Genomic DNA, 13139 nt, shown 5'->3' on the forward strand with positions numbered 1-13139 from the left:
TTATAAAAAATCATCACATTTAGGGTGAAAATACTATTCGATATTAATCTAAACGAAATTACTTCTTTTTTGGATGGCATCAGATAAGTTAAATTGGTAATTATTTTAACCTGTATAAACTATAATTATGTGGTGGATCTATGCATTACTCTCGGCACTATTTGCGGCCTTAACCGCGATATTCGCTAAAATTGGTATCAAAGGGGTTGATACCGACCTGGCTACCGCTATCCGTACGGTAGTGATATTATTAATAGCCTGGGCAATTGTATTGTATAAAGGTACACAGCATGGCATAAACGGTTTAACTAAATTAAACTGGACTTTCCTGGTGCTATCCGGTTGCGCCACGGGTTTATCGTGGATCTTTTATTTTAAGGCATTGCAGTTAGGTAAGGTATCGCAGGTGGCTCCGGTAGATAAACTTAGCGTGGCAATTGCTATAATTTTATCTGTGGTTTTTTTGGGCGAGCCGCTTACACTAAAAACAGGGATGGGGGCGTTGCTGATAATTTCGGGCACTTTGGTGCTTATATTTTAGCCGAATATGGAGTATGTAACAATTACGAAACGTAACTAAAAAATCAGTTTTAATCCAAAGTTTCTTTTCAGTTTTACACCTCGAAATAAAGAGGTTATATGCGTACGTTTTTTGTTCTTGTTTTTCTGTTTGTTACTACCGTAAATATAAATGCCCAAAATGCTGCGGGCGGCAAAAGTAAAATTACCGGTAAAGTTACCGATGCTGTAAGCAAACAGCCGGTTGACTATGCAACCGTATCATTATTTAAACAAGGCAGCACCAGCCCCTTCAACGGTATTAGTACCGACCCAAAAGGTAACTTCAGTTTAGAGAATATCCCTGCCGGAGATTACCGCCTGACCATAGATTTTTTAGGGTATAAGAAACACGCCGTTGAGCATGTTATTGTAGTTGACGGCGGTACAATGGCCCTTGGTAATGTTTTGATAGACCCTATTCAAAACCAGCTTAAAGGGGTTGATATTGTGGCTAAAGCGCCGATAATTGAGAACCGGATCGACAAAATGGTTTACAATGCCCAAAACGATCTGACAGCGCAAAGCGGCGCGGCTATTGACGTGCTTAAAAAAGTACCGCAGGTTACGGTAGATATTGACGGTAACGTAGAATTACAGGGCAACGCCAACATCCGTTTCCTCATCAATGGTAAGCCGAGCAGTATTTTTGGTGCCAGCCTTGCCGATGCCTTGCAGGCCATCCCCGGCAGCCAGATAAAAAGTATTGAAGTAATAACCAGCCCCGGCGCTAAGTACGATGCGGCAGGTACAGGCGGTATCATCAATATTATATTAAAGGATAGCAAGGTACAAGGCATCAATGGTAGCGTTAACTTAACCGCCGGTACCCGCCAGGAAAACGGATCGTTTAACCTGAACGCCCGTAAGGGTAACTTTGGCGTAAACGCGTTTTTTAGCGGGAATACGCAACTAAATACAACTGTTTTAAATACTAACAACCGCTCATCAACCGATGGATCGGGTAATGTAACCGGCCTGGTTCAAAATGGTGGCTCGGATTCTAAAAGAAGCGGTTACCAAAGCGGCCTTAGTTTAAACTGGGATATTACGCCTAAAGATGTATTAACGGCTTCAATTGGGTTTGATCATTTTGGGAACCACAACAACGGGCTTACCAACCAGCAGGACAGTGTAACCGATGCGAACGGTAATTTGTTATCTAACCTGTTAACTCTGCGTAATTCTGATAGTAAGTTCACCGCGTATTCTACCGATTACAGCCTTGCCTACAAAAAGAATTTTAAGAAAGAAGGCCAATCGCTTGAGTTTTTATACACCAGCAGTTATAGCAAAAACACCGCAAACTATTTTCAAACGCAAGATTACCTTAATGACCCGAAAGAAACCACAGGCATCCGTGGCAACAACCCGGGTAGCGACAGGGAGACCAATATCTCCATTGATTATACACACCCGGTAACTAAAACCTTTACTATTGAGGGCGGCGTTAAAGCGGTGATAGAAGACCTGAAGAATACTACCATTACCGATACTTTACAGAGCGGTAACTATGTAAACAACGCCGACCAAACCTACGGATTTAACTATAAGCGTAATATTTACGCGGGTTATGTATCGGTATCAACATCGTTGTTTAAAAACTTTTTGGATGTTAAGGCGGGTTTGAGGAGCGAGTACACCGATACCAAATCAAACCTTGCGGGGGTGGTGATACCGGGCTATAATACTTTTGCGCCATCGGCAGTAATATCTCATAAGTTAACGCCAACCCAAAGTATTAAGCTGAGCTACTCGTACCGGATAGAGCGACCGGATTATGGCGAGATCAACCCGTTTTATAACATCAGCGACCCTAAGAACATCAGCACAGGTAACCCTAACTTAAGGCCGGAGAAAAGTAATAGCGTTGAGTTAGGCTACAACAAATCATTTGATAGCGGCACAAATATTTACATTGGTAGTTTTTATCGCCACAATACCGACGATATCCAACAGTTTACCACCCGTTACGAGTTATTAACTATCAACGGGAAGGATTATACCAACGTATTACTCAACCAACGCGCCAACTTGGGCACACAGGCATCATTAGGTGGTAACATTTTTGCATCGATACCGGTTACTAAAAAACTGAACCTGCGCACCAATATATTCCTGGTAGAGCGTAGCAACAAAGCCCCGGGTATCGATTCTATAAAGGCCTTTCAGTATCGCTTAAATTTAAATGCCAGCTACCAATTTGGTGGCAACATTATGGCAGAGGCATTTGGTAACTACAATTCCTCATCGCGCACACTGCAAGGCACACGCCCGCATTTCTTTTTCTATACCATGGCGGTGCGCAAGCAGTTTTGGGATAAAAAGGCCAGCATTGGTTTGGTTGCCAACAACGCGTTTAGCCGGTATATTAACCAGGAGTCGACCACCAAAGGGCCGGGCTTTAACCAATCAAGCATCAGGCAGTTGCCATTCCGCTCGTTTGGGTTAACGCTTAGCTATAAATTTGGTAAGCTGGAATTCTCTAAGGATAAAGAGAAGGAAGGCCGAGAAGAGGGCGGAAATAATATGCCAAGCGAGCCCGCAGGCAGGTAATTTTAAAAACAATTAAGCGTTTTATAGTATTACTATAATGATATATCTTAAAGCATTATCGTTATGAATACTGCTGATAAACATTATAAATTCATAAACAGTAAGACTGGGTATGTAATTTTCTATTCGTCGTTGAGCATCAAATTAGGCCCCGATGAGGTTAAAGCCGAACTTGAAAAAATAAAGGCTCAGGTTGCCATCAAAAATGGCATTTATGCGGGTACCCTTTATTGGGAAGAGATAAAGGACGAGTAAACCCATTTTATATCTTTTTTAAATGTAGTGCAAAAAACTGCTTGTACTATTCATCTGGATATCAGTATATTTATGTGCCAATTATAACGGACAAACAATCCGCGATTTTATCGCATATAAATATCTACTATCATGAAAAAACTTTTCTTAATGTTGTTTGTCGCCGGCTGCGTAAATGTGGCTGTGCAGGCACAGGTTGCGCCTCAAAAAACGGATGTTAAAGATGTAGTAGCCAAACTGCAATCACTCTCTACCGACAAGATCATTGAGAAAGCTTATCTGCATTTCGATAAGCCTTATTATAACCCGGGCGATACCCTCTATTTTAAAGCCTACATAACCGCTGGCGAACAGCACGAATTATCAAAGATCAGCGGTGTATTGCATGTAGACCTGGTGAGCAAAAACGATTCGGTTATGCAGTCGCTCATCCTGCAACTGAAAAACGGGCTTGCCTGGGGCGATTTTTCGTTGCCAAACTACCTTTCAAAAGGCAACTATAAAGTGAGGGCTTACACCCAATGGATGCAAAATGCAGGCAATGCCTATGTATTTAATAAAACCATATCTGTTAATGGCAAAAGCATAGCGCAGGTATACCCCGCAAAAGCAACGGACAACAAAACCGATGTGCAATTTTTCCCGGAGGGCGGCTCGTTTGTAACCGCTGTACCCTGCCGCATTGCGTTTAAAGCGGTTGGCAGCAATGGTTTGGGTACATATGTAAAAGGAACTGTTGTTGATAGCGATAATAAAGAAGTTGCCAAATTTACCTCGGCACATTTGGGGATGGGCCAGTTTTATATCACTGCCGATGCCGGCAAAACTTACAAGGCAAAAGTAACCTATCCGGATGGTTCGGTAAATATGGTGGCGCTCCCAACGCCGGAAGCAAAGGGCATGTCGCTTACGGTTAACAACAGCGACGTCAGCAAACTGGCCATCGATATAAATGCCAATAAGGCTTATTACCTGGAGAATAAGGATAAAGAAGTAAACGTGGTGATCTATTCGGCCGGTGTGGTAAAAACGGTAAAAACTATTTTAGATAACCAGGTGATCGGGTTCGATCTGCCAAAAAAAGATTTAAAAAGCGGGATAACACAGATCACCGTTTTCGCGCAAAACGGTGTGCCATTAGCCGAACGCCTCGTGTTTATCCAAAATGAAGATGGCATTAATTTTACCGTAAACAGCGATAAAGCAACTTACGCCGGTCACGATAAGGCAACCATAACGCTGAATGCAAAGTTTGGGGATAAAGCATCAGTAGGCAACTTCTCGGTAGCGGTGATAGATGAAAGTAAGGTACAGGGCGATGAGGATAAAGAAAGCTCTATCCTGTCAAACTTGCTGTTAACCTCAGAATTGCGGGGGTATGTAGAACAGCCGGGCTATTATTTTAACACTGTAAATGCCGATACCCGCAGCAACCTGGATGTTTTGATGCTTACCCAGGGTTACCGCCGCGTTCAATGGCAAGAACTGTTGAATGAACCGCCAACACCTTTAACTTATAAACCCGAGTTCGGGATCCCTATTAAAGGTGTACTCACCAATAGATCGGGCGCGCCAATAGCTAATGAAAAGTTAACCTTAATGCTATCGGCCACCGGGCAAAGTATAACTGCAACTACTGATGCTGCAGGTAAATTTAACTTCCCGGATCTGGAGTATGCAGACAGATCGCAGTTTGTGTTAAATATTGATAATAAAGCATTACGTAACAAAGCTAAATTAGTGATAGCTAATAATAGCAGTGCTATTACACTACCCGCTTATAATGAGCCGGCAGTAGGGGTTGTTGATAACTTATCAAACTACGCAGGTGTAACAGCCGGGCAAACAGGTAAAATACGCAATCTGAAGCCGGTATATGTAAAAGGAAAACCAGGCAACTATCGTACACAAAGCCTTGCGGGCGCAGGCAATGCCGACCAGGTTATTTTCGGCAAGGACATTAAAAATTTCGCAACTTTATCACAAGGGCTTACCGGGCTTGCACGTAATATTGATTTTAATAACGGGAAAGCTTACCTTAAAACCTCGATTGCTGTGGCAAACGGGTCTACTGTTTCCGAACCCATGCTGATCGTTATCGACGGCGCCATCACTTCGGGAGGGATAGATGGTGTACAGCCTAATGATGTTGAATCTATAGAGATACTTAAAGGTGCTAATGCCGCGGTGTATGGTATGGGGGCAGGCAGCGGAGTTATGGTGATCAATACTAAACAAGGTGGTGACGCGGTAGAGGTAAGTAAAGAAATGTCGCCGGGCATTTTATCATTATCGCCAAAAGGGTTTTATATGGCGCGTGAATTTTATTCGCCGGTTTACGATGCAGTAAAGAAATACCCAGCCGATGAACGTACAACCATTTATTGGAAACCAAACGTGATAACCGACGCTGCAGGGAATGCTTTCATTAATTATTTTAATGCAGGGGCGGGCCGGTACCGGGTAATTGTTGAGGGTATTGATAATGCAGGCAATATTGGCCGTGCAGTTTATAAATACAACGTGCAGTAGTTACTTGCTGATAAGATAAGCCTTTGAGACAACCTGGCTGCGTGTGGCGCTGTTTATAAACTTTGGCAGCATATTTTCCTGTGGATAATCAATAAATAATTTGACGACCTTAAAATTAGCGTGGGCATTGGTAAGGTAATCTACAGATGCCTGGCTGGCAAAAAAGAGTGCTTTACCAGCAGGTTTAAAATCTTTAAAGCCCTCAAGTGGCACAAACTGCACAGGCCTGTTGCTATAAAACTGGAATGAGTTGTTAGACATGCGCAAGGTATATAACTTAGCATCGGCAAACTGCGGCTGGCTTGCGTACCTGGCTGCAGGTATTTGCCCGTTGTAAGACGCAACCAGCGGGAAGAAAACAGTATTCAAGTAAAAATTAGCGAAAAGCACCGAGCAGCAGGTTAGCATAAAAACCTTGTAGGCTATTTCTTTTACTTTTAGGCTGATTGCTGCAGCGATTGATCCAAACAACACAACAGCTGTTATAAATAGCAGGTTAGACGCCGGCTTCGCAAAAACATGTATCGCGATAATTATCATCGGTAAAGCTATCGCAAATAAAAGCAGAACTATCTTACGATAATTTTCGCCTGCCTTGCTCAGTTGTACAAAACAATAAGGCGCGGTAATAATAGCAAATAATGGGAAAAGTATATTGGTATAAAACGGCAACTGAAACCCGGATAGCGAGAATAGGATCAATAACAACAAACCACCACTTAAAGTATAATATTCTGGCAGGGTTACCTTTCGCCAGATGCTTTTGAAGCTTTTGTAAAGTGCGTAATAGAACAATAGGCACCAGGGTAAATAAGCCCAAAGCAGGGTATGTATAAAGAAGAATTTATCGCCCCCTTTTTTCTGTTGGATAGGGCCCTGGTTTATAAAACGGCCGAACTGGCTATCCCACAAAAACCATTTTATGCCGCTTACATTTTGCCTGTCGAAAACCGTTTTCTCGGGGTGCGCGTCAAACTGTGCATAAAGCGCGTAAACTTCGGGGATGGTAAACAGAAAGGTAAGCACATACAATAGCAACCATTTAGGATAAAACAACTGCAAAAACTTTTTTTGAAATATAAACTGCCCAAGCAACGCGCCATATATTGCTACGATCACAAATATGCCTTTAGTCATGATAGCACATGCGGTTAGCAGGGCGGCCAGCAATAAGTGCTTTGCTATTGGCTTATCATTATACCGGGCAATGTGGTAAATGCTGCCAATGATCAGCGCCAATAAGTACGGCTCGGCGCGTATATCAAGGTTTGATAACAGGATGTGCTGGGCTGTCATCAATATTAATACCGCTGTAAGCGCTATTTCTTTGGTGTAAAACCTGCGTGCGAATAGGTAAGTATAAAGCAAACTTAGCAAGAAGAACAGCAGCGCGGGCAGGCGATAGGCCCAGGCACTCACACCAAATATTTTAAAGCTTACCAGCACCGCCCAAAACGGAAAGTGGGGCTTGTCGAGCCAATCGGTATTGTAGGTGAAGAGTTGTAATACGTCATGCTTGTAAAGCATGTTTTTAGCAATAGAAGCGTAAAGGCCGGGGTCGTCGGTAAAAAAATCGGCATTGATGCCAATGAAATTAACCATCAGCGCCAGCACAAACAGTAAAAGGTAAAAGGGCTTGTAATTTTTGGCCATTGCTGGCACAAATATAGGAGTAATGCAGGCAAATATTTATCGCGCTGAACGCATAAAAAACCCCTGCCTTGCGGCAGGGGCCAAAAACTCACAACAATTGTTTAACCTTTCGGTCTATTCCTAACTGCAATGTGAATTCAGCCTTTATAACACGCTGTTTTAATGAAAGTTTTAGCGGCACATGGTAATAAGTAATTTTTTTAGATGTTGTGCGTTTATGCGTTATCTTTATCACCACATAAACTACAAGCGTTACTATTATGAAAAACACATTTCAATTAAAAGCAGCAATGCTATTTGCATTCGCCATGCTGTTCACAACCGTTACCTTTGCACAAAAAAAAGCTGTTGAAAGCCCGCGCGACAGCGTTAGTGCAAAAATTGGTGCATCAACCGTTAGCATCAACTATGGCAGCCCGGCGGTAAAAGGCCGTAAAATATATGGCGAATTAGTGCCGTTTGATAAAGTATGGCGCACAGGCGCTAACGAGGCTACCGTATTTACAACAACTAACGATATTTTGGTTGAAGGGAAAAAATTACCTGCCGGTACTTATAGCTTTTTCGCTATCCCAACTGCTACCACCTGGACAATTATTTTTAACAAAACTGCCAAACAATGGGGCGCGTATAAATACGATGCAGCACAGGATGCATTGCGTGTAACTGTTAAGCCGGTTGCTGCAAAACCTACCGAGCATTTGGTTTACAAGATCAACAAAAAAGGTTTCACCCTAACATGGGATAAGCTAACTGTACCGGTTGCCGTAAAATAAGTTATCGAACTATTTTAATAAATTAACCCCGGCCATTTGGTTGGGGTTTTTTATTGGGCGATAATTAAAATAAAGCTAATATTGCCTTACTATAATACCCCTATTACAAATGCAGAAACAAAGGCCGGGTAAGGTTTTAATAAAGAGAGGATTGATCATCCTCGGCCTTATCCTCGCAGTAAACCTGCTGCTTGTTTTTGCGGATTATCCCCGGGCGGTAGAGCGATATTACTCTAACGGTTTTTATCCTTTAATCTGCCATATACTGCACCCGGTTTTTAACCTGTTCCCCTTTAGTACTGGCGACCTCATCTACCTTTTTGTGATTGGTTACCTGGTGTATGCACTGGTTAGGCTTGTTGCAATGTGTATTAAAAAGAAATTTATTCACGCGGGGATCTTTGCGGCGGGGGTCGTAATTGTCGTGATGGCAGGCATCCTGATGTTTTACGTTTTTTGGGGGTTAAACTATTTCCGCCCGTCGGCAGGGGAGCGGCTTAACCTGCGGGAAAGCACTTATACCAGGGCCGAACTGCAACGTGTTACCAATATCCTGATAGATAGCGCTAATGCCACCAGGGCAAGAGTTACAGCGGCAGATCTGAAGCAGGGCAATGATTCTATATATAGCATCGCTACAAAGGCGGTCATCAAATTATCTAATACCAATAGTGAATACTATACTTACAGCCCTAAAATAAAACCATCGCTGTTAACGGGGCTATTGAATTATATAGGTACATCCGGCTATTACAACCCGTTTACCAGCGAGGCGCAAATGAATTACCAGATGCCGGTTTTTAACCGGCCGTTTGTAGCCAGCCACGAGATGAGCCACCAGATGGGTTACGGCCCCGAGGACGAGGCCAACTTTGTAGGCTTTGTAGCAGCAACAGGATCTAACGACAGATTGTTAAGATACTCGGCATATAACCTGGCTGTTAACGAGTTTATGCATACCATGCGCTATACCGATACCGTAGTATTTAAACAGCTAAAAACAAAGATCTCCCCGCAGGTGTTGGCCGATTTTAAAGAAGAGCGCATCTACTGGCTCTCCTATCAAAATAAGATCAACACCATCACCAGTGTTTTTTACGACAACTTTTTGAAGGCCAACAACCAGCCCCAGGGTTTAGATACCTACAACAGGATGGTACTGCTCGTAATGGCGATGTATAAGGGTAAGTGAGTGGTTAGTGGAGGGTAAGTGAGTGGTTGGAAATTCAAACCTAACAGATCGGTACAATCAATCTAATCTATCTGCAGCAAGCACGATCGGTGCAAACCAAATAAAAAATGCGTTCCGTATCTCACCCCGGAACGCACTACAACATCATTCAAATAATGTTGATCAACTAAACCTCAGATAACATGTTTAAAATTACCCAAGCTCTTTATAGCGAAGCCATTTTGGCTGCTTATTTCTTAAAATATTATGAATGTGATAGTTACACTACAAAAAGTGTTCCTAATGCAACTAAGTGTCAAAGGTACACATTGAACGTATGCCATAAAAGCTTATTCTAATAAAAGACTTTTTAAACATATAAATGTTACTAAACTGTGAATAATACAGTTCTGAACTAATACGGGGCATAATATGCAGGCGCAACAGCGTAAGCGAAATTTAAATGAGCATATACGTTCTGAGAAATGAGTAGCACAAATACAAGGATGTTTTATGCACTATAAAATATACAAGTGGCGCGAGGGGGGGAGTTAACAAGCTGTCGAACATTTGCCCGGTATTCCTAAAAGCGATGGCATGGAAATCGCTTTTAAAATTGCAATATTATTTGGCTAAAGCCATCTCCTTTATTGCTTTCATACCGCCCCATAAATGGGACGGCAATGAATTCATTTGACCCCGTTTAAAAATTCATTGCCGTTTGGCTTCAGCCAACGGATCATAAAAGCTGCAAAAGATGGCTTTAGCCAAAATTCTCCGGGTTTAAGTTTTAAAAGCGATTTCTTGAAAGGGATGGCTGTGAACATCTTAAAATAAAAAATTTCAATTATATTTGTTTCACCTTCAGGTGTATGAAAAGATCCGCGTTAATCATATTATTCTTTAGCCTTTGCGTTGGCGCGCGGGGACAAAGTATTTCTTTTTTCGATCTTACCAACCTTACTAACTTAAGCGATGGGCAGGCGCATACTTATCTTACCCTTGGTAATGTTTTTAAACAACAATATTTAGAGGAAAAAGACGGTAAAAAGATAGAGCATTTCCGCTCAAAATCAACAACAGTTAAAGAGCAAAGTATTACCATAGGCGAAAACACCACATTATCTAACGGGATGATATTGCGGACAGTTACTTACGATACTACTGATCCGCAGCACATTGTAAACCTTATTGCCCAGGCACGCCGCTCTAAGCTGATCATGAAATTCCAGGGGCAGGATAAGTACAACAACATCTACAAGTTTGATAACGAGTTTTACTTTGTCACCATGACTATCAGCACCACCGAAAACCGGGGGCAGGTTGTAGTGCACCAAAAAGAATTTGTAGGATATTGATCAAAAAATAATCCCCGGCATTCGCCAGGGATATCAGTTTTTAAAATCTTCGGTAATTTATTATTAAGCGGTTAGCTCCTCATAAGCCGCGGTAAGCCCTCGTTGTATGCCATCGCCATTCCAGCCGGTAACACCGGGGATTGCGGTTGCGGCCAATATCTGCTCTTTGGTTTTACCGGCCTTTATGCCGCTATCAACAAAGGCAACCAATTTTTCCATAAAGTTTTGCATGGCTTTCAAATCGTCGATAGTGCCGGTGACTTTAACAGGGTCAAAAGCATGGCCATAAACAAATATGGTATCCTTATTAAACTGTTTTTGTGCCTGCTCCAGCGCTACAGGCCAGTTTTTGCATGAGGCACCAGCGCTGCGATCTATGTACGGATACATACGGTTAAACACCTGGTCGCCACAGTGTACAACGTTGGCATTCTCAAAGTGGATGAAGCTATCGCCATTGGTATGGCCGGGGCCAAAGTAATGCGCGCTGATGGTTTCGTCGCCAACTTTTACTTTCCATTTATCGGTGTAAATAGTATCCGGGTAAAGCTGTTTGTCTTCTGTTTTTTGTATTGCCGCGGCCGCCTTTTGGTTGGTTAACGAATTGGCATGTGCCCCCACGTTTTTGGCAATGCCTTTAAACGAAATATTGCCGCTGGTATGGTCGCCGTGGTGGTGGGTATTGATCAGCCATTGAAAAGGCTTATCACTTTTCTTTTTCAGCTCTGCTATCAAATGCGTTGCCGGGTCGGGGAACTCGGCATCAACACAAACAATACCTTCCTTGTTCACCATCCAGATGATGGTACCGCCCTGCTCGGTAAAAATACCTACGTTGTTACGCAATGGCGTTAATTTATACCCGGGCATGGCCAGCATTTGGGCAAAGCTTTTGTTTCTCAATAGAGCCAGCGAACCGGCTGTTAAAGCGGTGTTTCTTAAAAATTTACGGCGTTCCATATGGTTTTGAGAATAGAGATTAGTTGATCAGAGATCAGTTAAAATTATGTTTTATTTGGCTAATTACATATAGCTGATGAGGTCTCTTACTTATGAACCATGATCTATATGCTATGAACTGTTTAATACTGATGAAACCCCTGCGACACAAATTCAAGCACGTTTGGTAACGATGCCCGCCAATACGTCCAGTTGTGTGCGCCATCCCGTACCCGGTATTCATGCGGGATGTTCAGCTTACGCATCAAATTATGTACCAGGCCATTGCCTTCGTACAAAAAGTCGTCGTCGCCAACATCCATAAACCAGCGCACGTCTTTCTTTTTGGCGTCGGGCATGGCTTTCATCAATTCAGATACGCTGTATTGTTTGTAATAGTTGCTTATCGTGCTATCTTTTATGGTAGGGTATTCTTCTTTACAATAATCCTTTGCCTCGTCTAAGTTCCAAAAACCGGTAGCGGCACTCAGCGGGCAAGCAGACGAGAAAAGTTCGGGATGGTGTAGCGCGTAAATGAAAGTGCCCTCACCGCCCATGCTTAAACCGGCAATGGCGCGATAGCGCTTTTCAGATTTAACTTTGTATTTTTTCTCTACAAAAGGCATCAGTTCATTAAAAAAGAAATCCTCGTAGTTCCAGTCGCCCTTTACGCGGTTAAAGTAACCCTTGTGGCCGGTATTACCATCGGGCATAACAATGATCATGGGCGTGGCCATGCCATCGCGGATGGCCTTATCAGCTATGCTGAGCACCTCGCCAAACTGCACCCAGCCTGTTTGGTCGTCGCCCGAGCCATGCAGCAGGTAAAGTATAGGGTAAGTACGGCCGCTTGTCTCGTAATCGGGTGGCAGGTAAACGGCATACTTGCGTTCGCTTTTCAGGATCTTGCTGGTAAGGGTAAGGTTATCGTACACCTTGCCGGTAATCTGCGCGAAAAGTACAGCCGGACAAAGCATCAGCAATACAAACAATATTTTTTTCATCAAGATTTTTGGTTAGCAACAGGGGTTATTGCGGTTGGTTAAATTTAGGGATAAAAGTTTGGTTTGAACCGGGACTTTTAGGATTTATACGATTAATAGGATTTTTTCTTTTGTCATGCTGAGCGATAGCGAAGCATCTGATCGACGACATGTACCTGAAATTTGTCTGAACCCGAATTTTAGGAATTAAAGAATTTCAGAATGATAAGTATTGAAGAGCGGTGGGCCGACAAAAAACCGGGGCCGATGTGTAAAGGCCCGTGCGGGGAAGGATTTTTTTGTCTTGATTTTTTGCTTCCTTTCCTATCAAGACAAAAGAAGTAGCCCTCCGCGGCAA

General features: G+C 42.8%; 10 protein-coding genes. 7 read left to right on the forward strand and 3 right to left on the reverse strand.

Going from position 1 to position 13139, the window contains the following annotated elements; all coding sequences use genetic code 11:
• Nucleotides 1-127 precede the first annotated feature (127 nt).
• The 4 genes from RHM67_RS04975 (at nt 128) to RHM67_RS04990 (ending at nt 5901) form a co-directional block, all read left to right on the forward strand.
• Nucleotides 128-541: an EamA family transporter gene (locus RHM67_RS04975; protein WP_322231029.1), complete on the forward strand. Its 414-nt coding sequence runs from the start codon at nt 128-130 to the stop codon at nt 539-541.
• A gap of 98 nt (nt 542-639) precedes the next feature.
• Nucleotides 640-3114 carry a TonB-dependent receptor domain-containing protein gene (locus RHM67_RS04980; RefSeq protein ID WP_322231030.1) on the forward strand — a complete coding sequence of 825 codons (2475 nt, stop codon included), beginning with the start codon at nt 640-642 and terminating at the stop codon, nt 3112-3114.
• A 63-nt stretch (nt 3115-3177) separates the two neighbouring features.
• Nucleotides 3178-3369, forward strand: coding sequence for a hypothetical protein (locus RHM67_RS04985; RefSeq protein WP_322231031.1), 192 nt, complete (start codon nt 3178-3180; stop codon nt 3367-3369).
• A gap of 132 nt (nt 3370-3501) precedes the next feature.
• On the forward strand, nt 3502-5901 hold the full coding sequence (locus RHM67_RS04990; RefSeq protein WP_322231032.1) for an MG2 domain-containing protein: 2400 nt from the start codon (nt 3502-3504) through the stop codon (nt 5899-5901).
• Here the strand turns inward: RHM67_RS04990 and RHM67_RS04995 are convergent, their stop codons facing one another.
• Entirely contained in the window at nt 5902-7554 is a 1653-nt protein-coding gene (locus RHM67_RS04995; RefSeq protein ID WP_322231034.1) for an ArnT family glycosyltransferase, read from the reverse strand.
• Nucleotides 7555-7814: 260 nt separating this feature from the next.
• Between RHM67_RS04995 and RHM67_RS05000 the strand changes: the two genes are divergently transcribed.
• The 3 genes from RHM67_RS05000 (at nt 7815) to RHM67_RS05010 (ending at nt 10859) form a co-directional block, all read left to right on the forward strand.
• Nucleotides 7815-8330 (forward strand): DUF2911 domain-containing protein, encoded by a 516-nt coding sequence (locus RHM67_RS05000; RefSeq protein ID WP_322231035.1) that lies wholly within the window; start codon nt 7815-7817, stop codon nt 8328-8330.
• A 109-nt stretch (nt 8331-8439) separates the two neighbouring features.
• On the forward strand, nt 8440-9522 hold the full coding sequence (locus tag RHM67_RS05005) for a DUF3810 domain-containing protein (protein WP_322231037.1): 1083 nt from the start codon (nt 8440-8442) through the stop codon (nt 9520-9522).
• 851 nt (nt 9523-10373) lie between these two features.
• On the forward strand, nt 10374-10859 hold the full coding sequence (locus RHM67_RS05010) for a hypothetical protein (RefSeq protein WP_322231038.1): 486 nt from the start codon (nt 10374-10376) through the stop codon (nt 10857-10859).
• 63 nt (nt 10860-10922) lie between these two features.
• Here RHM67_RS05010 and RHM67_RS05015 read toward each other — a convergent pair whose 3' ends face one another.
• Nucleotides 10923-11819, reverse strand: a complete 897-nt coding sequence (locus RHM67_RS05015; protein ID WP_322231039.1) for an MBL fold metallo-hydrolase — start codon at nt 11817-11819, stop codon at nt 10923-10925.
• A gap of 122 nt (nt 11820-11941) precedes the next feature.
• On the reverse strand, nt 11942-12802 hold the full coding sequence (locus RHM67_RS05020; RefSeq protein WP_322231040.1) for an alpha/beta hydrolase: 861 nt from the start codon (nt 12800-12802) through the stop codon (nt 11942-11944).
• Nucleotides 12803-13139 lie beyond the last annotated feature (337 nt).

Origin of the sequence: Mucilaginibacter sp. 5C4, assembly GCF_034345625.1 — a bacterium.
Lineage (GTDB): Bacteria > Bacteroidota > Bacteroidia > Sphingobacteriales > Sphingobacteriaceae > Mucilaginibacter > Mucilaginibacter aurantiaciroseus.

What these genes read in the sequence shown, in the direction of transcription:
- RHM67_RS05000 (WP_322231035.1), top strand. Translation starts at nt 7,815, where the DNA reads ATGAAAAACACATTTCAATTAAAAGCAGCAATGCTATTTGCATTCGCC.
- RHM67_RS05005 (WP_322231037.1), top strand. Translation starts at nt 8,440, where the DNA reads ATGCAGAAACAAAGGCCGGGTAAGGTTTTAATAAAGAGAGGATTGATC.
- RHM67_RS05020 (WP_322231040.1), bottom strand. Translation starts at nt 12,802, where the DNA reads ATGAAAAAAATATTGTTTGTATTGCTGATGCTTTGTCCGGCTGTACTT.
- RHM67_RS04980 (WP_322231030.1), top strand. Translation starts at nt 640, where the DNA reads ATGCGTACGTTTTTTGTTCTTGTTTTTCTGTTTGTTACTACCGTAAAT.
- RHM67_RS05010 (WP_322231038.1), top strand. Translation starts at nt 10,374, where the DNA reads ATGAAAAGATCCGCGTTAATCATATTATTCTTTAGCCTTTGCGTTGGC.
- RHM67_RS04975 (WP_322231029.1), top strand. Translation starts at nt 128, where the DNA reads ATGTGGTGGATCTATGCATTACTCTCGGCACTATTTGCGGCCTTAACC.
- RHM67_RS04985 (WP_322231031.1), top strand. Translation starts at nt 3,178, where the DNA reads ATGAATACTGCTGATAAACATTATAAATTCATAAACAGTAAGACTGGG.
- RHM67_RS04995 (WP_322231034.1), bottom strand. Translation starts at nt 7,554, where the DNA reads ATGGCCAAAAATTACAAGCCCTTTTACCTTTTACTGTTTGTGCTGGCG.
- RHM67_RS05015 (WP_322231039.1), bottom strand. Translation starts at nt 11,819, where the DNA reads ATGGAACGCCGTAAATTTTTAAGAAACACCGCTTTAACAGCCGGTTCG.
- RHM67_RS04990 (WP_322231032.1), top strand. Translation starts at nt 3,502, where the DNA reads ATGAAAAAACTTTTCTTAATGTTGTTTGTCGCCGGCTGCGTAAATGTG.